This is a genomic window from Arsenicicoccus dermatophilus (genome assembly GCF_022568795.1).
GTDB lineage: Bacteria > Actinomycetota > Actinomycetes > Actinomycetales > Dermatophilaceae > Arsenicicoccus > Arsenicicoccus dermatophilus.
Window position 1 is genome coordinate 2,555,450 of the sequence record NZ_JAKZHU010000001.1, and the last position, 25,078, is coordinate 2,580,527.

Consider the following 25,078-nt stretch of genomic DNA (forward strand, 5'->3'; position numbering starts at 1 on the left):
CCGCCTTTCCGTACCGTCGCCTGCACAGAGCCGTCGATGACGCCGAACGCTCACCGGTGCCGTGGAGCGGCCCCTCCCCCTGATGCAGCTTGGAGTCCCCATGCACCAGAACTTCCGCGAGTACCTCGCGAACCTCCACGCCGAGGGCTACACCGTCCGCGACGACGAGGGCTCCGACCCCGACCTCATCGACCCCCTGGGCAATCCGGTCGAGACCTGGCGCGAGGACTATCCCTACGAGGAGCGGCTCGCGAGGGAGCAGTACGAGGTGGAGAAGTACCTGCTGCAGATCGAGCTGCTGAAGTTCCAGAAGTGGACCCGCGAGAACGACCTCAAGCACATCCTCGTCTTCGAGGGGCGCGACGCCGCAGGCAAGGGCGGGACCATCAAGCGGTTCACCGAGCACCTCAACCCGCGCTACGCGCGCGTCGTCGCCCTGGTCAAGCCCACCGAGACCGAGCTCGGCCAGTGGTACTTCCAGCGGTACGTCCACCACTTCCCCACCAACGGCGAGGTGGTGATGTTCGACCGCTCCTGGTACAACCGCGCCGGGGTCGAGCGGGTCATGGGCTTCTGCAGCGACGAGCAGTATCGCCAGTTCATCGAGCAGGCACCTGTGTTCGAGAAGATGCTGGTCGACTCCGGGATCACCCTGACCAAGCTGTGGTTCTCGGTGTCGCGCACCGAGCAGCGCACCCGCTTCGCGATCCGGCAGATCGACCCGGTCCGGCAGTGGAAGCTCTCCCCCATGGACCTGGAGTCCCTGGACAAGTGGGACCGGTACGGCGACGCCAAGGAGGCGATGTTCACCGCCACCGACACCGACTGGGCGCCGTGGACGACCGTCAAGTCCAACGACAAGAAGCGCGGCCGCATCAACGCGATGCGCTACTTCCTGAACAAGTTCGACTACGACGGCAAGGACCCCGACGTGGTGTTCGCGCCGGACCCGAAGATCGTCCGCCGCGGCCGCGACACCGTCGACGACTGAGGCGTGGACCGCCGACCGGCGGCGGCCACCCCGGTCGAGGTGGCCGCCCCCGGTCGGACGGATCAGGCGGTCAGCGGATCACTCGCCGGCCTCGCGCTTGGCGGCGCTGCGGGCACGGGACGCGGTGCGGGCGCGCTCGGTCGCGTCGAGCACGACCTTGCGGATGCGCACGGCCTCCGGGGTGACCTCGACGCACTCGTCCTCGCGGCAGAACTCCAGCGACTGCTCGAGGGAGAGCTTGCGCGGGGGAACGACCTTCTCGAAGTTGTCCGCGGAGGAGGCGCGCACGTTGGTGAGCTTCTTCTCCTTGGTGATGTTGACGTCCATGTCGTCGGCGCGGGAGTTCTCGCCGACGATCATGCCCTCGTAGACCTCGGTCGTCGGCTCGACGAACAGCGTGCCGCGCTCCTGCAGGTTGACCATGGCGTAGGACGTGACCGGGCCGGTGCGATCGGCGACCAGCGAGCCGGACTGTCGCGTCGAGATCGGGCCGAACCACGGCTCGTAGTCCTCGAACACGTGGTGGGCGATGCCGGCGCCGCGGGTCTCGGTGAGGAACTCGGTGCGGAAGCCGATGAGCCCGCGCGAGGGCACGAGGAACTCCATGCGCACCCAGCCGGTGCCGTGGTTGGTCATCTGCTCCATGCGGCCCTTGCGGGCGGCCATGATCTGGGTGACGGCGCCGAGGAACTCCTCGGGCACGTCGATGGTGAGGCGCTCGACGGGCTCGTGGAGCTTGCCGTCGACCTCGCGGGTGACCACCTGCGGCTTGCCGACCGTGAGCTCGAAGCCCTCGCGGCGCATCTGCTCGACGAGGATCGCGAGCGCCAGCTCACCACGCCCCTGGACCTCCCAGGCGTCGGGGCGCTCGGTGGGCAGCACACGCAGCGAGACGTTGCCGACGAGCTCGCGGTCCAGGCGGTCCTTGACCAGGCGGGCGGTGACCTTGGAGCCGCGCACCCTGCCGACCATCGGGGAGGTGTTGGTGCCGATGGTCATGGAGATGGCGGGCTCGTCGACGGTGATGACGGGCAGCGCGGTGCCGGACTCGGGGTCGGCGATCGTGTCGCCGATCATGATGTCGGCGATGCCCGCGATCGCGATGATGTCGCCAGGGCCGGCGGACTCGGCAGGCTTGCGCTCCAGTCCCTCGGTGACGAGCAGCTCGGTGATCTTGACCTGCGACTTGGTGCCGTCGTGGCGGAACCACGCGGCCTGCTGGCCCTTGCGGATCTCGCCGTTGAAGACGCGCAGCAGCGCCAGGCGGCCGAGGAAGTTGGACGAGTCGAGGTTGGTGACGTGGGCCTGCATGGGGGCCTCGTCGTCGTACACCGGGGCCGGGACGGTCTCCATGATGGTGCGGAACAGCGGCTCCAGGTCCGGGGAGTCGGGCAGGCCGCCGTCGGCGGGGCGCTCGACGGAGGCGACGCCGTTCTTGGCCGACGCGTAGACGATGGGGAACTCGATCTGGTGCTCGTCGGCGTCCAGGTCCATGAACAGCTCGTAGACCTCGTCGACGACCTCGGCGATGCGCGAGTCGGGGCGGTCGACCTTGTTGATGCACAGGACGACCGGCATCTTGGCGGCGAGCGCCTTGCGCAGCACGAAGCGGGTCTGGGGCAGCGGCCCCTCGGACGCGTCCACCAGGAGCACGACGCCGTCGACCATGGACAGGCCGCGCTCGACCTCGCCGCCGAAGTCGGCGTGGCCGGGGGTGTCGATGATGTTGATGGTGACGCCGCCGGGGAAGTCCGCCGCGGAGGGGCCGTTGTAGTGGATCGCGGTGTTCTTGGCGAGGATGGTGATGCCCTTCTCGCGCTCGAGGTCACCGGAGTCCATCGCACGCTCGTCCACGTGGTCGTGCTCGCCGAAAGCACCACCCTGCCAGAGCATCTTGTCGACGAGGGTGGTCTTGCCGTGGTCGACGTGGGCAACGATCGCGACATTACGGATGTCGCCGCGGGTCTTCTGAGCCATGCCTCCCATTGTCGCAGGCCCCGGCCCTGCCCCGGACCATCACGCAGGGCCAGGCAGGCGGTGCGGGCGGTGACGACCAGGGCTCGGGCCGGACGTCCTGCGTCAGGGGCGCAGCAGGGCGGCCACCGCCGCGACGATCGGGGCGTCGGCGGGCAGCCACGCGACGGTGTCGAGCTCGGGGGCGCGCAGCACCCGCAGGTCGTCGTGGTCCTCGAGCGGCTGCGGCCGACCCTCGGTGACCCGGGCGGTCCAGACGCGGATGGCGTGCCGGGGGCTGAGGTCCCAGCGGCCGTCCGGTCGGGGGCCGGTCACCTCCTCCCCCACCTCGATCTCGACCCCGAGCTCCTCGCGCAGCTCGCGGTGCAGGGCGTCGAGCTCGCTCTCGCCGGGGTCGACCTTGCCGCCGGGAAGCTCCCACCCACCCGCCAGGGCCGGCGGAGCCGTGCGGCGGGCCGCGAGCAGGGTGGTGGGCGTGTCCAGGTCGTCGAGGAGGGCGGCGCCGACGACGGCGACCGGCCGGTCCGGGGCGGGCGATGCGGGTGGGGCGGCTGCGGGTGGGGCGGCTGCGGGTGGGGCGGCTGCGGGTGGGGCGGCGGGGTCTTCCGACATGAGGCCCATCCTGTCCTAGCGTGGGTGGCATGAGCCGACTGCTGGACGACGAGGAGATCACCCGCCAGCTGCGGGACCTGGCCGGGTGGCGGGTGGTCGAGGGCCACCTGGTCGCGACCTACGAGTCCTCGAGCTTCCTGGAGGCGGTGCGGCTGGCGGAGTGGGTGGCGGACGAGGCCGAGCAGATGGACCACCACCCCTTCATCGACATCCGGATGGCGCGGACGACGTGGGAGATCTGGACCCATTGGCTCAACGGAATAACGCAACTGGACATAGAGCTCGCCCATCGTGTCCAAGAGCGGGCCCGAACGACGGAAGCCCGTGTCATCTGGGGAGATTGATCTCGCCACGCCAGAGGCGTCTCCTAAGGTCAGGGGCGTGACGGGGGATCAGCTGACCAGCAGACAGGTGCACGACCACCACGGATCCACCCAGGCGGGTCCCGACCGGCTCGCCCGGCAGGATCCGGCGACGCGGGACCTGGCGTCGGGGGACGACGCAGCGACCGACGCGAGGCCGGGGGGCGGCGGGGGGACGAGCGTGGCGGACCGGGTGCGCCGACGCGCCGCCCGCAGCTTCCTGCCCGAGGTGCAGGCGCTGCGCATGTGGGCCGTGGGCTTCGTGGTGGCCTTCCACCTGTGGCCCTCCCGCTTCCCGGGGGGATTCACCGGGGTCGACGCCTTCTTCGTCATCTCGGGCTACCTGATCACCAGCCACCTGGTGCGTGAGGTGGAGCGCACCGGGACCGTCCGCCTCGGCACCTTCTACGCCCGCCGGGCCCGGCGGCTGCTGCCCGCGAGCATGACGATCCTGCTCGTCTCCATCGCCGGCGCCTTCGCGCTGCTGCCCGACGCCCTGCGCGTGATGACCGGGCGCGAGGCCCTCGCGTCGACGTTCTACGTCCAGAACCTCTGGCTCGCCAAGGTCGTCCTGGGCCCGCCGCCGCCGATGAGCTTCGAGGCGCCGGTGCAGCACTACTGTCGCTGTCCACCGAGGAGCAGTTCTACCTCCTGTGGCCGCCGCTGATCCTGCTGGCGCTGTGGCTGGCCCGCCGCACCAAGGGGCCGGCCGCGCGTCCGGTCCAGGCGGCCGGCACCATGCTCGCCGTGGTCACGGCCCTGAGCTTCGTGCTCTCGGTGTGGTACACCGCCACCCACCCGGCCAACACCTACTTCATGACCTTCACCCGCGCGTGGGAGTTCGCCGCCGGCGGTCTGCTGCCGATGGTCCTGCGGCGCTGGGCGCCCTCGACCAGCCTGTCGCTCGTGCTCCGCTACGTCGGCATGGCGATGATCATCGCGTCGGCCTTCGTGCTCAGCCAGGGCGACCCCTTCCCGGGCTACCTCGCGCTGCTGCCCGTCCTCGGCACCGCCGCCGTGATCATGGCCGGCGACTGCGACGGTCGCGATCCCCTGGACCTGGCCTACACCAACCCGATCAGTCAGTGGCTGGGCAACATCTCGTACTCGATCTACCTGTGGCACTGGCCGCTGATCGTCCTCGTCCCCTTCGCCCTCCACCGGGACCTCGACAACCCGCTGCGCCTGGCCGTGGCCGCCCTGACCGTCGCCCTGGCGCACGTGTGGTGGACGTGGGTCGAGGACGCCACGCGCTTCCTGCCCGGCGTCAGGCAGAGCACCAGCAGGTCGCTGCTGCTCGCCCTCGGCTCGATGGTGGTCGTGGGCGCGGCGGCCCTCGCGCTGGCCTTGTCCGGGTGACGCGCCCGGGCGCAGACGGGGGTATGTCGGTGCCCTGTGTCACGCTTCGGCGGTGACCTCACCCTCCGTCGACCGCGGCGCCGCGCGCCCGCACCACCAGGCCGGCGACAACCCCTGGCCCGCGATGTGGGCCCTGTGCCTGGGCTTCTTCATGATCCTGGTCGACTCGACCATCGTGACGGTGGCGACGCCGGCGCTGATGTCCGGCCTGCACGCCGACATCGGGGCCGTCGTCTGGGTGACCAGCGCCTATCTCCTGGCGTATGCCGTGCCGCTGCTCATCACCGGACGGCTCGGCGACCGCTACGGACCCAAGCGGGTCTACCTCGTCGGGCTGACCGTCTTCACCGCCGCCTCGTGGTGGTGCGGCCTGACCGACACCGTCACCATGCTGGTGATCGCCCGCATCGCGCAGGGGCTCGGCGCGGCGCTCATGAGCCCGCAGACCATGGCCGTCATCACCCGGATGTTCCCGCCCCGCACGCGCGGGCAGGCGATGGGCCTGTGGGGCGCGGTGGCCGGCGTCGCCACGCTCGTCGGGCCGATCCTGGGCGGCCTGCTCATCGACACCCTCGGGTGGGAGTGGATCTTCTTCGTCAACGTCCCGGTCGGGGTGCTCGCGCTGGTACTCGCCTGGCGGCTCGTGCCGACCTTCGAGACGCACTCGCACCGCTTCGACTGGCTGGGGGTGGCGCTGTCCGCGGTCGGGCTGTTCTGCCTGGTCTTCGGCATCGAGGAGGGCCGCAGCCATGACTGGGGCACGATCACCGGGCCGATCACCATCTGGCGGCTGATCGTCCTCGGCCTCGTGGTCATGGGCCTGTTCGTGCTGTGGCAGGCCCGGCAGCAGGGCGAGCCGCTCGTGCCGCTGCGGCTGTTCCGCGACCGCAACTTCTCCGTGGCCAACGTCGCCATCACCACCGTCGGTTTCGCGGTCACCGGGACGGCGTTCCCCATCACCATCTGGGCCCAGACGGCTCGCGGCCTATCCCCCACCCGGGCGGCGCTGCTCCTCGCCCCGATGGCCCTCGTCTCCGCCGCTCTGGCGCCCGCCGCAGGCCGGGTGGTCAACCGGCTGCACCCCCGGTGGCTCGCCTTCGGTGGCCTGAGCACCTATGCCGTGGCCCTGCTGTGGCTGAGCCGCACGCTCGACGCCACCGCACCCCTGTGGCACGTCCTGCTCCCCGCCGCCCTGCTCGGCGTCGCGAGCGCCTTCGTGTGGGCGCCGCTGTCGACCAGCGCCACGGCCAACCTGGCGGGCGCCGAGGTGGGCGCCGGGGCCGGGGTCTACAACACCACGCGCCAGGTCGGCTCGGTGCTCGGGTCGGCGGCGATCGCCCTCGCGATGCAGGACCGGCTCGCCGCGCACCTGCCCGCCGCCCGGGGTGCGGCGCCCACGTCCATGGGCGGTCACCTGCCGAGCGCCCTGGCCCCGGGCTTCACCGCCGCGATGGGCGAGGCGCTGGTGGTGCCCGCCGCCGTGATCGGGGTCGGCGCCCTCGTGGTCCTCGCCCTCGAGCGGCCCCGCCACCAGCAGGAGCGCGCCTGACGGTCCCGGCCCCGAGCGCCGGGGGCACGCCCCAGGGGGCCGGCACGAGGGCGCCACGCACGGCACCGCCCGCCTGTGGCACGACACGCCCGTGGACGCGTCTCACGCCGGGCCCCGGCCACCGCCGCTGCCTAGGATCCAGGCATGCCCCTGAACGCCGAGATCCGGCATACGGCAGCAAGACTCGTCCGCGGCGCCGTCCGCCTGGCCCTGCGGGTCGAGGTCTCGCGACTGGAGGACGAGCTCCGCGCGCTGCGCGAGCAGCAGGCCGCCGACACCCAGCGGATCATCGACCACCTGCGCGACCTGGAGATCCGCGACCGGCGTGACCTGTATGCCGCGGGCGAGCGAGCGGCGGTCGCCGAGTCGGCCCGCTGGGCGGCCGAGAACCTCGTGGGCGCCCGCTCCTTCGGCCACCCCCACGAGACCCTGCGGCACGCGCTGTCGCTCGCCCCGACCGGCGGCCTGGCTCTGGAGTTCGGGGTCTTCCAGGGGGCGACGCTGCGGATCATCGCCGAGGCTCGGGGCGGCCGTGAGGTCTACGGCTTCGACTCCTTCGAGGGGCTGCCCGAGGACTGGCGGGTCGGCTTCCCCGCCGGGGCCTTCGGCGTCGACGGCCTGCCGGACGTGCCGGGCGCGACGCTGGTCCAGGGGTGGTTCGACCAGACCCTGCCCGGCTTCCTGGCCGAGCACCCGGGGCCGGTGGACCTCCTGCACGTCGACGGCGACCTCTACTCCTCCGCCGCGACGGTGCTCGAGCTCGTGGGTCCGCGCCTGCGGCCGGGCAGCATCGTGCAGTTCGACGAGTACCTCAACTATCCGGGGTGGCAGGAGCACGAGCACCGCGCCTGGACCGAGCACGTGGCCCGCACGGGCGTGACCTTCGAGCCGGTCGCCTTCACCCACGACCACGAGCAGGTGGCCGTCCGGATCACCGGGACCGACTGAGCCCGGGCAGCTCGGGCCGTCAGAGGTCCCGGCGATGTCGCCGGGGGTTCCGGTGCCGGGAGCTGCGGGACGGCAGCCCCTGCTCGCCGGTGTGCCAGGCGTCCTGCTCGCCGGTGTCCTCGTCGGGCGGCAGGGGACCGGTGACCGGTCGACCGGTCCGCCGCTCGGGAGCCGGGCGGACCGGCGTCGACCGCGTCGGGCCCCGCAGGGCGCCGGGCGACACGACGGGATCGGCGGTCTCCGGATCCTCGCGCCGCTCCTGGATCCGGTCGCGGAGCCCGGGCGCCGACCCGGGACGCACCTGGTGCCCGGCCACCAGGCCGAGCACGACCCACATCAGCATGGAGATGCCGGCGTGGTTGGCGGGGTGGTCCACGAGCGACATGGTGGCGAAGCCCGCCAGCCCCGCCCCGGCCACCCGGGCCACCGCGGAGCCCATCCGGGCCCGCCGGGCGGTGACGCGGAACAGGATCACCGTGACCAGGACGACCGCGAGGCCACCGAGCCACCCGCACTCCAGCAGCCAGTTCAGCCACAGGTCGTGGGCGTGGCGGAAGCGCTCGGTCCCCGGCACACGGGCGTCGATCACCGCACCGCCGCGGCCCGGGCCGACCCCGAGGGGATTGGCCACCGTGGCCTCCAGGGCCGCGCGCCATACCTCCTGACGGACCCCGACGCTGCCCCCGATCGCGACCACGGCGAGCGCCGCGCCGACCACCCCGAGCACACCCATGGCGCGGCCCGACCACCCCGGGCGCAGCGCCAGCAGCACCAGGATCCCGACCGCGGCGGCGACCAGGCCGGCGCGGGACCAGGTCGCGACCACGCTCGTGTAGCCCGCGGCGACCACGCCGTAGGCACCGATCCGGGAGGACCAGGTCGGCAGGCTGCGCGCCGCCGCCCAGGCCAGCGGGAGCAGGAGCACCAACGCTGCGGCGAGGAGGTTGGGGTTGGCGAAGGTGCCGGTGGCCCGGATGAGGGCGTCCGGGTCGTCGCAGCTCTCCCGCCCGGCGACGAGCCCGGCGCGGCAGAAACCGGTGTCGATGTGGGCCGCGAGCTGGTGGCAGGCGGTCAGCCCCGCCACCGCGCAGGACAGCAGCGCGGCCGTGGTCACCCCGTGCCAGGCCGCGGCCTGCCGACGCACCAGCGCCACGGCGAGGTAGAAGCCCCCGACGCCCGTGAGCAGACCGCGCCACAGCGGCCACCCCTGTCCGCTGTGCCAGGCCGAGACGGCGGTGGCGAGGACGAGGAGCAGGACGGGCAGGTCGACGGGCGTGCGCCAGCTGCGCAGCCCCCGGCCGCCGACCGCGGCGCCGAGCAGGCCCACGACGATCAGGGCGCGCAGGGGGGTGACGAGCTCGACGATGGTCTCGGTGGGCAGGATGCCGACCACCCCGTCCACCACGACCAGGACGACCGCCGCGACCACGAGGGTCCGGCTCAGGCGGTCGCGGACAGCCGACCACGGCAGCGCCGTGTCCGAGGCGCGCGTCGGCCCCGAGAGGTGGGTGGAGGTGCTGGGCATACCGTCATGTCTGACAGGTCGGGACGACGTGCGGACGACGTGAGGTTGAACTCTCGGTGCGCACCGGTCTCGTCGGGGCGATCAGGGACAGGACAACAGTCTCTCGCACTCCCCGGTCGGGTTATCGTCGGGCCCATGATGGACGTTGCGGCCTACGCCGCCCCCGCTGCCGCTGCCCCCCTCGAGAAGACCACCGTCGCGCGCCGGGACGTGGGTGAGCACGACGTCCTCGTCGAGATCGAGTTCGCGGGCATCTGCCACTCCGACATCCACACCGTGCGCGACGAGTGGGGCGCCCAGAAGTATCCCCTCACCCCCGGCCACGAGATCGTCGGCCGCGTCCTCGAGGTCGGCTCCGGCGTCTCCCGCCACGCCAAGGGCGACCGGGTCGGCGTCGGGTGCATGGTCAACTCCTGCCAGGGCTGCGACGCCTGCCGCGAGGGCCTGGAGCAGTACTGCCTCGCCGGCAACACCGGCACCTACGGCTCGGTCGACCGCGACGGCACGATCACCCAGGGCGGCTACTCCACCCACGTCGTCGTCGACGAGCGTTTCGTCGTGCGGGTGCCGGACGGTCTCGACCCGGCCGCCGCCACCCCGCTGCTGTGCGCCGGGATCACGCTCTACTCCCCGCTGCGCCACTGGGGCGTCGGCAAGGACAGCAAGGTCGCCATCATCGGCATGGGCGGCCTCGGCCACGTCGGCGTCAAGATCGCCGTCGCCATGGGCGCCGACGTCACGGTGCTCTCCCACTCGGACAAGAAGCGCGAGGACGCCGCCCGCTTCGGCGCCCAGCACTACGTCAACACCACGGACGCCGAGCAGATGAAGGCCGTCGCCGGGAGCTTCGACCTGATCATCAACACGGTGTCGGTCAACCTGCCGATGGACGACTACCTGGCGCTGCTGCGGTACGACGGCACGATCGTCGAGCTGGGTGCCCCGTCCAAGCCCCTCGAGGTCGCCGCCTTCAGCCTGATCGTGGCCCGCAAGGCGCTCGCCGGGTCCTGCATCGGCGGCATCGCCGAGACCCAGGAGATGCTGGACTTCTGCGCCGAGCACGGCATCACGGCCGAGATCGAGATGATCGAGGCGAGCCAGATCAACGAGGCCTACGAGCGGGTCGTCGACTCCGACGTGCGCTACCGCTTCGTGATCGACGCCAAGACCTTCTGAGCAGGCGGCCGGGCCCGGTGCCCTGGGTCCTCGCGGACGCCCGCACGCGCGACGCCCCGTCCCCACCTCACCGGTGGGTGACGGGGCGTCGTCGTCGGTGGACCCGGTGGGCGGACTCAGTCGGCGGACCGGGTCATGTGCAGGAAGGGCCCGTCCGGGGAGAAGCCCGCCCGCTCGTAGACCCCGCGGCCCGACTCGGTGGCGTACAGCTGCACCCACCCGGCGCCGTGCTCGCGCGCCCAGACCAGGGCCGCGTCCAGCAGCCGGGTGCCGATGCCCCGGCCGCGCAGGTCGGGATCGGTGGACATGTCCGCGACGTAGGCCGACAGGCCCGGCCCGTCGGGGCCGGGCAGGTGCTGCTCCACCGAGACGGACACCATGCCTGCGAGCGGCGCGCCCGGCGTCTCGTCGTCGCGGGCGACCACGAAGGCGGCGTACGAGGGACTGTCCAGGAGGGTCTGCGCGGCCGCGGCGCACCGCTCGCGCCACTGCGGGTCGCCGTGGACGTCCACGGGCCAGGGCCAGCCGGTGGCCATGAGCTGGGCCTTGAGACGGACGATCTCGGGGATGTCGGCGGGGGTCGCACGGCGCACGTTCACGTCCCCGAGGGTAGCCGTCCGGCCGGCGGCGACTAGAGTCCGCCCATGCCGACCCTCACCGCCGAGATCGTGTCCGACCTGGTCCCCTACCTGCGCTCCTGGGTGGAGCGGCAGCGGCAGGTGCGCCGCGAGCCGGGCCTGCAGGTGGCCGTGCGGGTGCGCGGCGAGCTGGTCTGGTCCGAGGCCTTCGGCGTGGCCGACGTGACGACGGGCGAGCCGCTCACGACGCGGCACCTGTTCCGGATCGCGAGCCACTCCAAGTGGTTCACCGCGACGGCGCTGATGCGGCTGCGCGAGCAGGGCCGGGTGCGGCTGGACGACGAGGTGGGGCAGCTGCTTCCGGCATACGCCGAGACTCCCCTGGCCGACGTGACGGTCCGCGAGCTGCTGGCCCACCTCGGCGGGACCATCCGCGACGGCGTCGACACCGACTGGTGGCAGCTGGGCAAGGACTTCCCGGACGCCGACCAGCTGCGCGAGCTGGTGGCGCGGCACGGGCGGACCTTCGAGGTCAACGAGCACTTCAAGTACTCCAACATCGGCTACGGGATCCTCGGACAGGTCGTGGAGCAGGTGACCGGCCGGCCGTATGCCGACGCGCTGCGCGCGCTGGTGATCGACCCGCTCGGGCTGCGCGACACCGCCGCCGAGCTGGACGAGTCGCGGCTCGGTGACTACGCCGCAGGCCACTCGCGTCCCTTGGACGAGGCCGGTCGCCGGGTGACCATCGACCACGTGCGCACCGGTGCGCTGGCCTCGGCCACGGGCTTCTCCTCGACCGCCGAGGACGTCACGGCCTTCGCGAGCGCCCACGTGCTCGGCGACGACCGGCTGCTCACCGACCGCAGCAAGCGGGCGATGCAGCGGCCCGCCGCGGCGACGGGCAAGGTCGGGCACTACGGGCTGGGCGAGATCATCGCCCGGGTCGGGGATCGGACGCTGGTCGGGCACAGCGGTGGCTACCCCGGCCACATCACCCGCACCTACGTCGACCCGCAGGACGGGCTCGCCGTCAGCGTCCTCGGCAACAGCCTGGGCAGCGGGTCCACGCCGGTCGCGCAGGGCATCGTCGCCCTGATCGACCTGGCGCTGCGGGACCGGGCGTCGTGGCAGCGGGAGACCGACCGCGAGCGCCTGGACTCCTTCACCGGGCGCTACGAGGCGCTGTGGGGCACGGCGGACGTGGTGCGGCTGCGGGACCGGCTGGTCCTGCTCGACCCCGGCGCCCCGGACCCGGTCGAGGCGCACGACGAGCTGGACGTGGTCGACGCGGACACCCTGGCGGTGGAGCCGGAGGACTCCTACGGCGGGTCCGGCGAGCTGATCACCGTGGAGCGCGACGAGACCGGCTCGGTCCGGGTGCTGCGGGTGACCGGGGTGAGCCACTGGACCGAGGAGGAGTACGCCCGGCGCACGGCCGAGCACGTGCGGCTCGCCCGCTGAGCGACGGCGTCCGCGCCCCGGCCGGGGTCGCCGCGCGGAGCGACCCCGGCCGGCTCAGCGGGCGATGTCGATGACGAGCCGGCGTCGACCGCCCGGGCCGGGCAGGTCCAGCACCCGGTAGGGCCGCTCGGCGGTGACGCCGATGTTCAGACCGCTCGTGCTGCGCATGTAGCCACCCGCCCGGACCTGCTGCACCACGGGGCGGCCCCGGGGCGTCGCGAGGACCTGGGAGCCACCACCGAAGGGCTCGCCGCTCACGACGAGGGCCAGCACCGCCTTGCCGCGGATCGGCAGGACCGTCCCGTCATCGATGTCCACGGCGGTCCGGCCGGTGTAGCGAGCCGCCCAGCGCACCGGGGTCCGCCCCGGCCTGGGGAGGTATTCCACGACGACCCGGTCGAAGCAGGGGTGGGTGCCGGTGCGCACGACGATCCTGCCCTTGCGGGCGTAGCCGTCGGCGCGGGTCGACGACTGTTGCTCCCCGGAGGTCCAGCCCAGGCGGCAGGTGGCCCGCGCGGTGGTCGGACGGGAGGCGACGGCCGGTGCGGTGGCGCCGGTCGGGTGGGCGTCAGCCGTCGCCGGCGAGGCCGCCCCGGTGACGACGACGAGCGCCAGCGCGGCGTGCAGCTGCGGTCGAGGCATGGTGGCTCCTGTCCTTGCCGGTCGCTCGCGCCTCAGCGGCGGTGCGCGACGTCGACGACGAGGCGGCGGTGCGCGCCCGGACCGGCGAGGTCCATCACCCGGTAGGGGACCTTGCGCCGCACCTCGATGCAGATGACGCTCATCCGGTGCCGGTCGCACAACCGCACGGCGACCAACGAGCGGTAGCCCTTGGGCACCACGGTGTAGGGGTCGATCTCACCGGGGGTCATCACGTAGATCGTCGCGTGACCGCCCCGTGGCCTGGCCACGCCCCCGGCATACCCGACGCTGCGCATGGCCGGCCCGGTCCCCGCCACCGGGAGGTAGTCGATGACCACCCGGTCGAAGCACGCGTGCCGGCCGATGCGGTAGACCACCCGGTCGTCCATGTAGGACCCGGCGCCGCCGCGCCAGTCCCCCTTGTCGCCGGTGCCCCACGCCGCGGTGCGGCAGACGGTGCGGGCCTCGGCGGGCGTGGCCGGGGCGGCGACGACGGCACCCGCGGCGAGCAGGAGCGAGGTGGTGAGCAGCCCGAGGCTGCGGGCGGTGGTGCGCATGTGGGTCCCCCTGGGTCTGGCGCGACGCCCCCCGGCGTCGCTGAGATCACCAGCGAAACACGCCTCGACAGACGCGCCCCATGACTCACAGTAGCCATTTGTGCGGCTGGCGTGACCATACGGGTCCTGACCGGTCCGGCCTGGTCACCCGCTGCGCGCGCGAGGGGCACCCCTGCGCACGGACGCCGGGCACACCTCCCGCCGGTCGTCGGATCCGACGACCGACGAGAGGTCTCGTCAGTCGAGGCGGCGGGCCGCGCCCTTGTCGGCCGACTGCGCGAACCGCGCGTAGATCCGCAGCGCGTCGGAGACCGGGCGGTCGCGGTCGCGCGGCTGCCACCCGGCGGCGTCCTGCTCGACCCGGCGCCGCTCGAGCTCGGGGTCGTCGACGAGCAGCTGCACCCGCCGCTCGGGGATGGAGAGCTCGATGACGTCGCCGTCGCGGACCAGGCCGATGGGGCCGCCGGACGCGGCCTCCGGGGAGACATGCCCGACGGACAGCCCCGACGAGCCGCCGGAGAAGCGGCCGTCGGTGATGAGCGCGCACGTGGGGCCGAGGCCGACGCCCTTGAGATAGCTGGTGGGATAGAGCATCTCCTGCATGCCCGGGCCGCCCTTGGGTCCCTCGTAGCGCACCACCACCACGTCCCCGGCCTGCACGTCGCCGCGCAGGATCATCGCCACCGCGTCCTCCTGAGACTCGGCCACCCGCGCCGGCCCGGAGAAGGACCACTGGTGCTCGGGCACCCCCGCGGTCTTGACGATGCAGCCGTCCGGCGCGAGGTTGCCGTGCAGCACCGCGAGCCCGCCCTCGGCGGTGTAGGCGTGCTCGACCGCGCGGATGCAGCCGCCCACGGGGTCGGTGTCCAGCGAGGCCCAGCGGTTGCTGGTGGAGAAGGCCTGCGTGGTCCGCACCCCGCCCGGCGCCGCGTGGAAGAGCTCGACCGCCTCCGGCGACGCGGAGCCCGAGCGGATGTCCCAGGTCGCGAGCCAGGCGTCCAGCGACGGCGAGTGGACCGCCCGCACCTGCTCGTCGAGCATCCCGCCGCGGCGCAGCTCGCCGAGGATCGCGGGGATGCCGCCCGCTCGGTGCACGTCCTCCATGTAGTACTGCGTCGAGTTGGGTGCCACCTTGACCAGGCAGGGCGTGACCCGCGACAGCGCGTCCACGTCGTCCTGGTCGAAGTCCACGCCCGCCTCCTGGGCCGCGGCCAGCAGGTGCAGGATCGTGTTGGTCGAGCCGCCCATCGCGATGTCCAGGCGCATCGCGTTGGCGAAGGCCTCGCGGGTGGCGATCGACCGCGGCAGCACCGACGCGTCGTCCTCGTCGTACCACTGGCGGCACAGGTCGACCACCAGTCGCCCGGCGGCCTCGAAGAGTCCCTTGCGGGCGCTCGCGGTCGCCAGGGTCGACCCGTTGCCGGGCAGGGACAGACCCAGCGCCTCGGTGAGGCAGTTCATCGAGTTGGCGGTGAACATCCCCGAGCAGGAGCCACAGGTCGGGCAGGCGGACTGCTCGATCTCGGTGATCTCGGCGTCGGAGACGGTGTCGTCGACCGAGCGGATCATCGCGTCGACCAGGTCCAGGCGGCGCTCCTCCCCCGCGACGCCGGCCACCACGTCCTGGCCGATGACCGCCTTGCCCGCCTCCATCGGTCCGCCGCTGACGAAGACCGTGGGGATGTCCAGGCGCAGCGCGGCGAGCAGCATGCCGGGGGTGATCTTGTCGCAGTTGGAGATGCAGACGAGCGCATCGGCCCGGTGGGCGTTGACCATGAACTCCACCGAGTCGGCGATGATCTCGCGGCTCGGCAGGGAGTAGAGCATCCCCGGGTGCCCCATGGCGATGCCGTCGTCCACCGCGATGGTGCTGAACTCGCGGCCCACACCCCCGGCCTCGGCGATCGCGTCGCAGACCAGCTGTCCCATGTCCTTGAGGTGGACGTGGCCCGGCACGAACTGGGTGAACGAGTTGGCGACCGCGACGATGGGCTTGCCGAAGTCGCCCTCGGTCATGCCGGTGGCGCGCCAGAGCGCGCGCGCTCCGGCCATCTGACGGCCGTGGGTGGTGGTGCGGGAGCGCAGGGCTGGCATGCCCTCCAGGCTAACCACCAGCCCGTATGACGGCCCCGGCGTCTCACGCGACCGCCCGCCCCCGCGTCGGCGCGGGGGCGTCCATCGGCGCAACGCGCCCGTCATACAGCCGTCATGTCGCCATCACGCTCCGGTCGCCTCGGGGGACAAGGCTTCCCGCACCAGTCTCAGCCAGCCCCTCCCTCCAGGCGGTGCCGCATGCCCACTCCCCCCACCCAGCCCGAGCGCCACGTCACCGACCTGGACCGTCGCCGGTTCCTGCAGGTCGCCGGCGCGACCACGGCCATGACCCTGCTGTCCGAGAGCATCGCCCGGGCCGCGTCCATCCCCGCCTCCCGTCGCCACGGCTCGATCGAGGACATCGACCACGTCGTCGTCCTCGTGCAGGAGAACCGCGGCTTCGACCACTACCTCGCGTCGCTGCGCGGCGTCCGCGGCTTCGGCGACCCGCACCCGGCGATCCTGCCCAGCGGCAAGGACGTCTGGCACCAGGAGGACCAGGCCGGCAAGGAGATCCTGCCCTTCCACCCGGACAAGGACGACCTCGGTCACGCCTTCCTCGAGGGACTGCCCCACGGCTGGTGGGACGGCCAGATGGCGGTCGACCGCGGCCGCTACGACAGGTGGATCCCCGCCAAGGGCACCACGACGATGGCCTACCTGGAGCGCAAGGACGCCGCGTTCCACTACCAGCTGGCCGACGCGTTCACGGTCTGCGACGCCTACCACTGCTCGTTCATCGGCAACACCGACCCCAACCGCTACTACCTGTGGACGGGGTGGACCGGCAACGACGGCTCGGGCGGCGGGCCGGTGCTCTACAACGACGAGCTCGGCTACGGCTGGACGACCTACCCCGAGCGGCTGGAGCAGGCCGGCGTCTCGTGGAAGGTCTACCAGGACGAGGGCACCGGCCTGGACGCCACGGGCTCCTGGGGCTGGACCCAGGACCCGTACGTCGGCAACTACGGCGACAACTCGCTGCTGTACTTCACCTCCTACCGCAACGCCAAGCCCGGGGACGCGCTCTACGAGAAGGCCCGCCGCGGCACCACGGCCCGCACCGGCGACGACTGCTTCCGCATCCTGCGCGAGGACGTCACGGCCGGGCGTCTGCCGCAGGTGTCCTACATCGCTGCGCCCGAGGCGTTCAGCGAGCACGGCAACTGGCCGACGGCGTACGGCGCGTGGTACATCGCCAAGGTCCTCGACGTCCTCACCAGCAACCCCGAGCTGTGGGCCCGCACCGCACTGTTCATCACGTATGACGAGAACGACGGCTTCTTCGACCACCTCGTGCCGCCGATGCCGAGCTGCCCGGTGATCCCCGGCGCCTCCACGGTGTCCACGGAGAACGAGTTCTTCCCCGGCAAGGCGGGCGACCCGAAGTTCCCCGCAGGACCCTACGGCGGCGCCCCCCGCGTCCCGATGTTCGTCGTCTCGCCGTTCAGCACCGGCGGCTGGGTGTGCTCGGAGGCCTTCGACCACACCTCGATCATCCGGTTCATGGAGCGCCGCTTCGGGGTCCGCGAGCCGCAGATCACGCCCTGGCGCCGGGCCGTCTTCGGGGACCTGACCAGCGCCTTCGACGTCGCCAAGAAGCCCGCCAAGGCGCCTGCCCTGATGGACGTCTCGTCCTGGGCGCCCCAGGACCGGCTGCGCCACCCCGACTACAAGCCGGCGCCCCCGGCCGTCGGCGCGATGCCGCACCAGGAGCCCGGCACGCGCCCGGCCCGTCCGATCGGCTACGCCCTGGACGTGCAGGAGCTGCCGCTGAAGCAGCGGCTCGCGCTGCAGATCACCAACGCCGGGCGCCTGGGCGCGACCTTGCAGGCCCGGATCCTCGCCCCTGCGGGCGACCCGCACTCCTACACCGTCGAGTCGCACAAGCAGCTCGTCGCCGAGCTGCCGGTCTCGGGCGCCTACCGCGTCGACCTGCACGGCCCCAACGGCTTCTTCCGCAGCTACGCCGGCGACCGGGCGAAGGACCAGGTGCAGGTGGCCCTGTCCACCGACGGCCGCTCGGGCACGGTGCGCCTGACCGTCGCGGCGGGCAAGGACGTGGACGTCGAGATCACCTCGGCCTACCCGGGCACCGTCCACGGCGGTCGCGGCCGGGGCACCCGCGTGGTGCAGGTCGACACCCGCGCGACCGGTGGGTGGTACGACGTCACCGTGACCGTCCCCGGCACGGGCTTCCGCCGGGTCCTGGCCGGCCACCTGGAGAACGGCGCCCCGAGCATCAGCGACCCGCAGCTCGGGCGCTGAGCGTCGAGGCAGAGCCTGCGGCGCCGATCCCGGGACACCGAGCCTGGCGATCTCCCGGCGGGCGCTGCCCGTGGGTCGCTCCCGGCCCGGTCTCGCGCCACGGCGCGGGGCCGGGCCGGGCGGCATACGGCCCGGTCCGTGGACGGTCCTGCTGGTCAGCACCTCGGACCCTAGAGTGGTCCGGACCAGTCGACCGTCCCCCTCCGCAGAGGTATGCCGTGCCCAGCTCCCCCGCCCCCACGTCCGCACCGCCCGCCTCCGGCCGGCTCCGGCGAGGGCTGACCACGAGGCACGTGCAGTTCATCGCGCTGGGGTCGGCGATCGGGACGGGGCTGTTCTACGGCTCCGCCGACGCCATCCGCACCGCCGGTCCCGCCGTGCTGATCGCCTATCTCGCAGCGGGACTCGCGGTCTTCGTGGTGATGCGGGCACTCGGCGAGATGGCGGTGCGCGACCCCGGCGCCGGGTCCTTCGCCCGGTACGCGCGGACCTACCTCGGGCCGACCGCGGGCTTCGTCACCGGCTGGATGTTCGTGCTGGAGATGCTGGTCGTCGCCACGGCGGACGCCACGGCGCTGGCCGCCTACCTCGGGCACTGGTGGCCGCAGGTGCCCGCCTGGGTGTGGGTGGCGGGGGCGCTCGCGCTGGTGACCGGGCTGAACCTCATCCACGTCAAGGTCTTCGGCGAGACCGAGTTCTGGCTGTCGCTGATCAAGGTCTCGGCGATCATCGCGATGATCCTCGCCGGGGTCGCGATCCTGCTCCTCGGGCTCGACACCCCCGGCGGCACGCGGGCTGGCGTGAGCAACCTGTGGAGCGACGGCGGCTTCGCCCCGCACGGGCTGTGGGGCGTGCTCGTGTCGCTGACGATCGTCGCGTTCGCCTTCGGCGGGATCGAGACGCTCGGCCTGTCGGCCGCCGAGGCGCAGGACCCGGGGGCGGCGATCCCGCGGGCCATCAACACGATTCCCTGGCGGGTGCTGCTGTTCTACGTCGGGGCCGTCGGCGTCCTGCTGTGCCTCGGTCCCTGGTCGGCCATCGACGGGCGGTCCAGCGCCTTCGTGCAGATCTTCGACGCCGTGGGGCTGCCCGGCGCGGCGCACGTGCTCAACGCCGTGGTGATCACCGCGGCCTTCTCGGCGCTCAACGCCATCACCTTCTCGATCGGCCGGATGGTGCACGGCCTCGCCGAGCAGGGTGACGCCCCGACGTCCTTCGCCCGCACCACCTCTCGCGGCGTCCCCGGGGCGGCGGTGGGGCTCGTGGCGATCGCGCTGACCGTGGCCCTGGTGCTCGTGATGCTCGTCCCGCAGGGCGTCTTCGTGACGATCGCCTCGGTGGCGAGCTTCGCGACCGTCTTCGTGTGGCTGATGATCCTCGCCGCCCACCACGCGATGCGGCGGCAGATCGCGCGCGGCGAGCTGGCCCCCGGCGGGTTCGCGCTGCCGGGGTGGCCGGTGGCGAGCTGGGTCGCCATGGCCTTCATGGTGGCGATCCTGGTGCTGCTCGCGGTGACTCCCGAGGGACGGCCGGCGATCGTGGCGGGCGGCGTCGCGCTCGCGGCGCTGCTCACCTCGAGCCGGCTGGCGCGCCGCTGACGCCCCCCTCCCGGGCGCGACGCCACTCCCCCTCCTCCCCCACGCGGCGGACGTGGGTCACGGTCGCCAGGACCAGACCCACGATCAGCACGAGGGGCACGACCTGGTTGACGACGTACGCCGTCTCGAAACCCACCGTCTCGGCCACCACGACCTTGATCACCGCCTCGGCCAGGAAACCGCCGCCCCACAGCACCGTCAACCGGCGCACCATCGCGCGGAACCGCGGCAGGGTGGCCCAACGGTCCTCCCACAGCTGCCGGTCCGCGTCGCTGCCGTCCCCGCCGAACCGCCGCCCGAAGTAGAACATCAGCGGCTTCGGGGCGGGCGGCGCGAGGGTCCCCAGGCACAGCAGGCCCAGGCCTGCGCTGATCGCACAGTCCTTGAGCAGCAACAGCTTTCCCACGGCACCGGGCACCGCGGCGAGGGCGGCGGAGACGAGGTACATCCCCAGGAAGACCGCCGACACCACGTCCACCCGCCGGGTCCGGGCCACGTGCCCCGCGATGCCGGTCAGCGGCCCGACCCCGGCGAGGAGGTAGGCCGTCGTCTCCGAGGCACCCTGGGAGCGGGCCCCCTGGAAGGTGATGATCGGAATCGTGATGTCCAGCACCAGCATCGGCACCATCGCGCGTAGGAGCCCGGTCGGCGCGACATCACCGAGAGGATCCTCCGGTGGCGGTGGTGCGGGCAGGCTCCCGCCGGTCGTGCCGTCCCCCTGGTGATCACCGCGGCAGTCTGTCGAGGTGACCCACCCACCGTCAACGCGCGGTGATCGTCAGAGCACAACCAGCCACCCCCTCATCCAGGATCGTGTGCGTTGACCGCCGGATTCTGGCGGTCAACGCACACGATCCTGGGCGCGGCGGGGGCTCCGTCGCCGAGCGCGGGGTGACGCGACAGGGGCAGGTTTCCTAAGGTTGGACCACCTCGTCGTCTCCCTCTAGGTCGGACCATGTCTCCCCACCCTGTCCCTCGCGGCGCCCGACACGTCCGCAAGGCTCTGCTGATCGGCGGCGCCATGACGGTGGGGATCGGCCAGCTCGCCCGCCGTGAGCTGCCACGTCTGGCCTCGCGCCTCCAGGGTGACCGGTGTCGCCCGAGGGGTGCGCAGCCGGAATCCCCGGACAAGCCCAGCCCCGCTCCCCCAGCCGGTGGCGAGCTCCCGGCGGCCCCTCGCACCCCGGCCGTCACCCAGACAACCCCCGCCGTCCCGCTCTCGGGGCGGCCCCCGACCTCACCGGTGGGTCGGCCTGCCGACCCACCGCCGGGTGACCCGGTGGATCCCGTCCAGGAGCCCACGCCGGAGGTGGCGGCCACCGGCGTGGTCACCGCACCCCGCGCCCAGCCGGGCCCGGAGCCGGTGGCAGAGCCGTCCCCGGAGACGAGCTCCCCACCCGAGCCGAGCCCCCTGCCGGGCGCCCTGGTGCTGTCGCCCGTCCACCCGACGGCCGAGCCCGGGGTCATCCCGGCCCCCCGTGTTCCCGTCTGGGGCAAGGTCGCCCTCGGCGTCGGGGCAGCCTCCGCGATCGGTCTCCTCGGCGTCGGCGCGCTCCAGCCTCCTACGGAGCACCAGGCCGCGCCTCCCGCCCCCGTGGTCCAGGTCAGCCCCACCACGGCCGAGACGCCCGTGGACGAGACGGACGACGCCACCACCACCGAGGAACCCACCGCCTCCGCCGTCCCCACCCCTGCGGAGCCCGGGACGACGACGGGGTCGCCGGCCTCCCCAGCCGTTCCCGACGGCAGCGTTCCCGGCCAGGGCGCTCCCGGGGCGGCGCCACCGACGCCCGCGGCCCCGTCAGATCGCGGGCGCGTGCCGGGCACCGGGCAGCCGGGCCGTCCGGACCTGCCCCCGGCCAGGCCGAACGGGCCGGTCCGACCTGGCCCGCCGACCCCGGCTCGCACGGCCGTCCCCCAGCCGGGGCCGGCGCGGTCTCCCTGGCCCACCCGGAGGCCGGAGCCCGGGCCGGCTCCGCGCCCTCGGCCGCCCGCGCCACCGCGTCCGCCCGCGCCCCGGCCTGCGCCTCCGACCCGCACCACCAGGCCACCGGCCCCCACGCCGACCAGCCCCGCGCCGACGTCCCCGGCGCCGCGACCGACGTCTTCTCCCGCCCCGGCGCCGACATCACCGGCCCCGAAGCCGGCCCCGACGACCCCACGCCCGACGGGGGCACCGTCGACGGGGCCCACCAGCTCGGCCCCCACCGCCCGGCCCGGCCCCTCGTCCACGACCTGACCGCACCCTCCCCCAGGATGGTGTGCGCATGCCGCCGAAATCGGCTGAGAACGCACACGCTCCCGGGAGGGAAGGGGGCGCGCGCCCTCAGACGGCGACGACCGTGAGGAGGTCGTCCACGCCGGTGAAGTCGTCGGGGTTGCGCGTGTAGAGCGGCAGCCCCTCGGCGATGGCCACGCTCGCGATCAGGAGGTCGGCGAGCCGGGCCGGGGCTTGCGACCCGCGACGACGGCGGCGTGGACCCGCCCGTAGGCTCGCGCAGCCTCGGCCTCGAACGGGACCGCCTCGAAGGTCGCCTCCACCCGCTGCAACCGGTCCTGTCTCCGGGCACGTTCGGCGAGGTCGTTCGTGGCCGAGGGACCTGCCGACAGCTCAGCGAGGGTGATGACGCACATCGCGACCTGGTGGGGCAGCGCCTCGACGTCAACGCGGTCCAGATCGATGACCACCGACGTGCCCAGCATGGCCTGCGGAGCCCGGCTCAGGCACGAGGCTCGATGCCGTGGTCGACGGCCGCGTCGAGCTCGCGCATGATGCGGCCACCGTCGTTGCGCAGCTCGCGCTGACCGATGCCCTCACCCAGGAGACCACCGCAGCACCAGGGGCTGCATCAGGCGTGAGATCGACCCACCGAGGCGGACCTTCGCCATTCCGGGCCCATCAGGCGCCGTTCATGATCCGTTCCGGGCTGCAGCACGAGACCGTTCGTACGATCTGGTGCCAAGGCGAGGGTGAGAGGTTGCTCGCCTTGGCGAGGCCCCGACAGACGTCATACGTTGAAGCGGAACTCGACCACGTCGCCGTCGTTCATCACGTAGTCCTTGCCCTCGATGCGGACTTTGCCCGCCTCCTTGGCCTTCTGCATGGACCCGGCGGCCACGAGGTCGTCATACGACACGACCTCGGCCTTGATGAAGCCGCGCTCGAAGTCGGTGTGGATCACGCCCGCCGCCTGCGGGGCCGTCCACCCGGTGCGGATGGTCCAGGCGCGCGACTCCTTGGGCCCGGCGGTGAGGTAGGTCTGCAGCCCGAGGGTGTGGAAGCCGGTGTGCGCCAGCTTGTCCAGGCCGGGCTCGGTGACGCCGACGGACTCGAGCAGCTCGGCGGCCTCGGCCTCGTCGAGCTCGGCGAGGTCCATCTCCAGCTTGGCGTTGAGGAAGACGCAGTCGGCGGGGGCGACGAGCTCGCGCAGCTCGGCCTGCAGCGCCTCGTCGGTGAGCTGGTCCTCGTCCACGTTGAAGACGTAGATGAAGGGCTTGGTGGTCAGGAGGAAGAGCTCCTTGATCGCGGCCGTCTCGACGCCGGCCGCGGCACCCTTGGCGAAGAGCGTGTCGCCGGCCTCCAGGACCTTCTGCGCGGCGAGGGCGTTGTCGAGGACGGCCTTGTCGGTCTTCTTGCCCTTGACCTCCTTCTCCAGCCGCGGGATGGCCTTCTCGAGGGTCTGCAGGTCGGCGAGGATCAGCTCGGTGTTGATGGTCTCGATGTCGTCCTTGGGCGAGACCTTGCCGTCGACGTGCACCACGTCGTCGTCCGCGAACGCGCGGATGACCTGACAGATCGCGTCGGACTCACGGATGTTGGCGAGGAACTTGTTGCCCAGCCCCTCGCCCTCGGAGGCGCCGCGCACGATGCCGGCGATGTCGACGAAGGACACGGTTGCCGGCAGGATCCGCTCGCTGCCGAAGATCCCGGCGAGCACCTTCAGCCGCGGGTCGGGCAGCGGGACGACGCCCACGTTGGGCTCGATGGTCGCGAAGGGGTAGTTCGCGGCGAGCACGTTGTTCTTGGTCAGGGCGTTGAACATGGTCGACTTGCCCACGTTGGGCAGTCCCACGATCCCGATAGTCAGAGCCACGAGGAGCGAGTCTATCGGCTGCGGGGGCTCACCCGGCCGGGAGCACGAGAGCAGGGCGTATGCCGGTCCCCGGCGGGGCTCCTCGGCATACGCCCTGCTCGTGGCGGGATCAGTCCTTGATCAGGGGGACGGCGACGGTGAACTCGTCCTCGCTCCCGTCGTAGTGCCGCCCGGCCTTGGTGTCGTAGTCGCGGCTGCGGAAGGAGTCCAGCGACGGCGAGTAGGTGTCGACGGTGAGCTCGCCGCGCTTGACGTCGAGCTGGAGCATCCGCACGAAGCCCGCGTGCCCGCGCCCGTCCGCGCCCGCGTCGTAGTCCTGGTAGTCGGCCATCAGCTCGACGACCTGGTGACCGGGGGTGCCCACGTCCTGGCGCACGTTGCGGCCGACGCCGTGCTCGTGGCCGGCGAGGACGAGGAAGACGTTGGGGTTGGCGTCGACGACCGTGCGGACGCGGGCACCGTCGTCGGACAGCGGGGCGTTCTCGCCGGCGGGGGCGGCACCCGGCTGCAGGTAGGCGTGCGTGGCGACGACGACGTTGGTGCGAGGGCGCTTCTTGATCTGCTCGTCGGCCCAGGCCAGCGCGGCGTCGGAGGGCTTGTAGCCGAGGTAGACGACCGCGAACCTCGCGCCGCCCGCGGTGAACTCGTCGACGTGGTGGGAGTTGTCGCCGTCCTTCCAGGGGCCCTGGTAGTACGGCGTCGTGGCGCGGGCGCCGGCGGCCTCGTAGCGCGCGGGGCCGAAGTAGCGGTTGTACAGCGACGCGTCGGCGCCGCGGGCGTTGTCGTGGTTGCCGGGCAGGACGCCGTTGGGCATGCCCGCGTCGTCGAGGATCTGCTGCGCCTGCGAGGCGTGCGCGAACTCGCCCTTGGCCAGGTTGGGGGTCTGGAACCAGTAGGAGTCGACGATGTCGCCGGTGTGGGCGGTGTAGGCGATCTTGCGGGGGGCGGCGTTGTCGACGATCCAGCGGCTCATCCCGTCGTAGATCGCCTGGCAGCGGCGTGCCTGGTCGGCCATGATCGAGTTCGCGCAACGGCTGAGGTACTGCGTGTCGGTGATGTGGGCGATGGCCAGGTCGTAGGTCGCGGGGTCGCGGAAGGCGCCGTCGGGCTCGGTGGGGCCGACGAGCGTGGCGCGGGAGGTGGCGGCGGCAGGCGCGCCGGCGGTCGCCGCGGTGGCGGCGGGGGTGGCGAGGAGGGTGAGGGAGAGGGTGGCGGCAGCGGCGAGGCGCGGGGTGAGGGCCATGGCCAGGAGGCTAGGGAGACCGGCATACCGGCGCGTGGCCCTGC

General features: G+C 72.8%; 21 protein-coding genes. 10 read left to right on the plus strand and 11 right to left on the minus strand.

Annotated features, from left to right (window positions below):
• Positions 1-100: 100 nt before the first annotated feature.
• The gene (ppk2, locus tag MM438_RS11785; protein ID WP_241452720.1) at positions 101-991 is read left to right on the plus strand and encodes a polyphosphate kinase 2; all 891 of its coding nucleotides are present in this window, start codon (positions 101-103) and stop codon (positions 989-991) included.
• Between the two features lie 78 nt (positions 992-1,069).
• On the opposite strand, the gene typA is transcribed toward ppk2, so the two are convergent.
• Positions 1,070-2,968 (minus strand): translational GTPase TypA, encoded by a 1,899-nt coding sequence (gene typA / locus MM438_RS11790; RefSeq protein WP_241452722.1) that lies wholly within the window; start codon positions 2,966-2,968, stop codon positions 1,070-1,072.
• 102 nt (positions 2,969-3,070) lie between these two features.
• A complete protein-coding gene (locus tag MM438_RS11795; protein ID WP_241452723.1) occupies positions 3,071-3,577 on the minus strand; it encodes a (deoxy)nucleoside triphosphate pyrophosphohydrolase in 507 nt (168 codons plus the stop codon).
• Positions 3,578-3,606: 29 nt separating this feature from the next.
• On the opposite strand from MM438_RS11795, the gene MM438_RS11800 reads away from it, so the two are divergent.
• From MM438_RS11800 to MM438_RS11820, 5 genes are all read left to right on the plus strand, one after another.
• Entirely contained in the window at positions 3,607-3,921 is a 315-nt protein-coding gene (locus MM438_RS11800; protein WP_241452724.1) for a 4a-hydroxytetrahydrobiopterin dehydratase, read from the plus strand.
• Between the two features lie 37 nt (positions 3,922-3,958).
• The gene (locus tag MM438_RS11805) at positions 3,959-4,606 is read left to right on the plus strand and encodes an acyltransferase family protein (protein ID WP_241452725.1); all 648 of its coding nucleotides are present in this window, start codon (positions 3,959-3,961) and stop codon (positions 4,604-4,606) included.
• Between the two features lie 17 nt (positions 4,607-4,623).
• Entirely contained in the window at positions 4,624-5,298 is a 675-nt protein-coding gene (locus tag MM438_RS11810) for an acyltransferase family protein (protein WP_338155559.1), read from the plus strand.
• 124 nt (positions 5,299-5,422) lie between these two features.
• Positions 5,423-6,847, plus strand: coding sequence for a DHA2 family efflux MFS transporter permease subunit (locus MM438_RS11815; protein WP_241453467.1), 1,425 nt, complete (start codon positions 5,423-5,425; stop codon positions 6,845-6,847).
• 144 nt (positions 6,848-6,991) lie between these two features.
• Positions 6,992-7,795, plus strand: a complete 804-nt coding sequence (locus MM438_RS11820) for a class I SAM-dependent methyltransferase (protein ID WP_241452727.1) — start codon at positions 6,992-6,994, stop codon at positions 7,793-7,795.
• A gap of 19 nt (positions 7,796-7,814) precedes the next feature.
• On the opposite strand, the gene MM438_RS11825 is transcribed toward MM438_RS11820, so the two are convergent.
• Positions 7,815-9,320: an O-antigen ligase family protein gene (locus MM438_RS11825; RefSeq protein WP_241452728.1), complete on the minus strand. Its 1,506-nt coding sequence runs from the start codon at positions 9,318-9,320 to the stop codon at positions 7,815-7,817.
• 135 nt (positions 9,321-9,455) lie between these two features.
• On the opposite strand from MM438_RS11825, the gene MM438_RS11830 reads away from it, so the two are divergent.
• Positions 9,456-10,496 (plus strand): NAD(P)-dependent alcohol dehydrogenase, encoded by a 1,041-nt coding sequence (locus MM438_RS11830; RefSeq protein WP_277627968.1) that lies wholly within the window; start codon positions 9,456-9,458, stop codon positions 10,494-10,496.
• A 116-nt stretch (positions 10,497-10,612) separates the two neighbouring features.
• On the opposite strand, the gene MM438_RS11835 is transcribed toward MM438_RS11830, so the two are convergent.
• A complete protein-coding gene (locus MM438_RS11835; protein WP_241452730.1) occupies positions 10,613-11,095 on the minus strand; it encodes a GNAT family N-acetyltransferase in 483 nt (160 codons plus the stop codon).
• A gap of 45 nt (positions 11,096-11,140) precedes the next feature.
• On the opposite strand from MM438_RS11835, the gene MM438_RS11840 reads away from it, so the two are divergent.
• Positions 11,141-12,538, plus strand: coding sequence for a serine hydrolase domain-containing protein (locus tag MM438_RS11840; RefSeq protein WP_241452731.1), 1,398 nt, complete (start codon positions 11,141-11,143; stop codon positions 12,536-12,538).
• Between the two features lie 54 nt (positions 12,539-12,592).
• On the opposite strand, the gene MM438_RS11845 is transcribed toward MM438_RS11840, so the two are convergent.
• From MM438_RS11845 to ilvD, 3 genes are all read right to left on the minus strand, one after another.
• Positions 12,593-13,180, minus strand: coding sequence for an AMIN-like domain-containing (lipo)protein (locus MM438_RS11845; protein WP_241452733.1), 588 nt, complete (start codon positions 13,178-13,180; stop codon positions 12,593-12,595).
• Positions 13,181-13,212: 32 nt separating this feature from the next.
• Positions 13,213-13,737 (minus strand): AMIN-like domain-containing (lipo)protein, encoded by a 525-nt coding sequence (locus tag MM438_RS11850; protein ID WP_241452734.1) that lies wholly within the window; start codon positions 13,735-13,737, stop codon positions 13,213-13,215.
• A gap of 237 nt (positions 13,738-13,974) precedes the next feature.
• Positions 13,975-15,831 carry a dihydroxy-acid dehydratase gene (gene ilvD / locus MM438_RS11855; protein ID WP_241452735.1) on the minus strand — a complete coding sequence of 619 codons (1,857 nt, stop codon included), beginning with the start codon at positions 15,829-15,831 and terminating at the stop codon, positions 13,975-13,977.
• Between the two features lie 198 nt (positions 15,832-16,029).
• Between ilvD and MM438_RS11860 the strand changes: the two genes are divergently transcribed.
• Both MM438_RS11860 and MM438_RS11865 read left to right on the plus strand, forming a co-directional pair.
• Positions 16,030-18,099 carry a phosphocholine-specific phospholipase C gene (locus tag MM438_RS11860; protein ID WP_241452736.1) on the plus strand — a complete coding sequence of 690 codons (2,070 nt, stop codon included), beginning with the start codon at positions 16,030-16,032 and terminating at the stop codon, positions 18,097-18,099.
• Between the two features lie 218 nt (positions 18,100-18,317).
• Positions 18,318-19,697, plus strand: coding sequence for an amino acid permease (locus MM438_RS11865; protein ID WP_241452740.1), 1,380 nt, complete (start codon positions 18,318-18,320; stop codon positions 19,695-19,697).
• Here MM438_RS11865 and MM438_RS11870 read toward each other — a convergent pair.
• The 4 genes from MM438_RS11870 to MM438_RS11885 all read right to left on the minus strand — a co-directional run bounded on the left by MM438_RS11870 (position 19,669) and on the right by MM438_RS11885 (position 25,034).
• On the minus strand, positions 19,669-20,325 hold the full coding sequence (locus tag MM438_RS11870; protein WP_241452741.1) for a VC0807 family protein: 657 nt from the start codon (positions 20,323-20,325) through the stop codon (positions 19,669-19,671). The genes MM438_RS11865 and MM438_RS11870 overlap by 29 nt on opposite strands.
• Positions 20,326-22,121: 1,796 nt before the next feature.
• Positions 22,122-22,385, minus strand: a complete 264-nt coding sequence (locus MM438_RS11875) for a PIN domain-containing protein (protein ID WP_241452743.1) — start codon at positions 22,383-22,385, stop codon at positions 22,122-22,124.
• 320 nt (positions 22,386-22,705) lie between these two features.
• Positions 22,706-23,791, minus strand: coding sequence for a redox-regulated ATPase YchF (gene ychF, locus MM438_RS11880; RefSeq protein WP_241452745.1), 1,086 nt, complete (start codon positions 23,789-23,791; stop codon positions 22,706-22,708).
• A 109-nt stretch (positions 23,792-23,900) separates the two neighbouring features.
• Positions 23,901-25,034 carry a metallophosphoesterase gene (locus tag MM438_RS11885; protein WP_241452746.1) on the minus strand — a complete coding sequence of 378 codons (1,134 nt, stop codon included), beginning with the start codon at positions 25,032-25,034 and terminating at the stop codon, positions 23,901-23,903.
• Between the last annotated feature and the right edge of the window lie 44 nt (positions 25,035-25,078).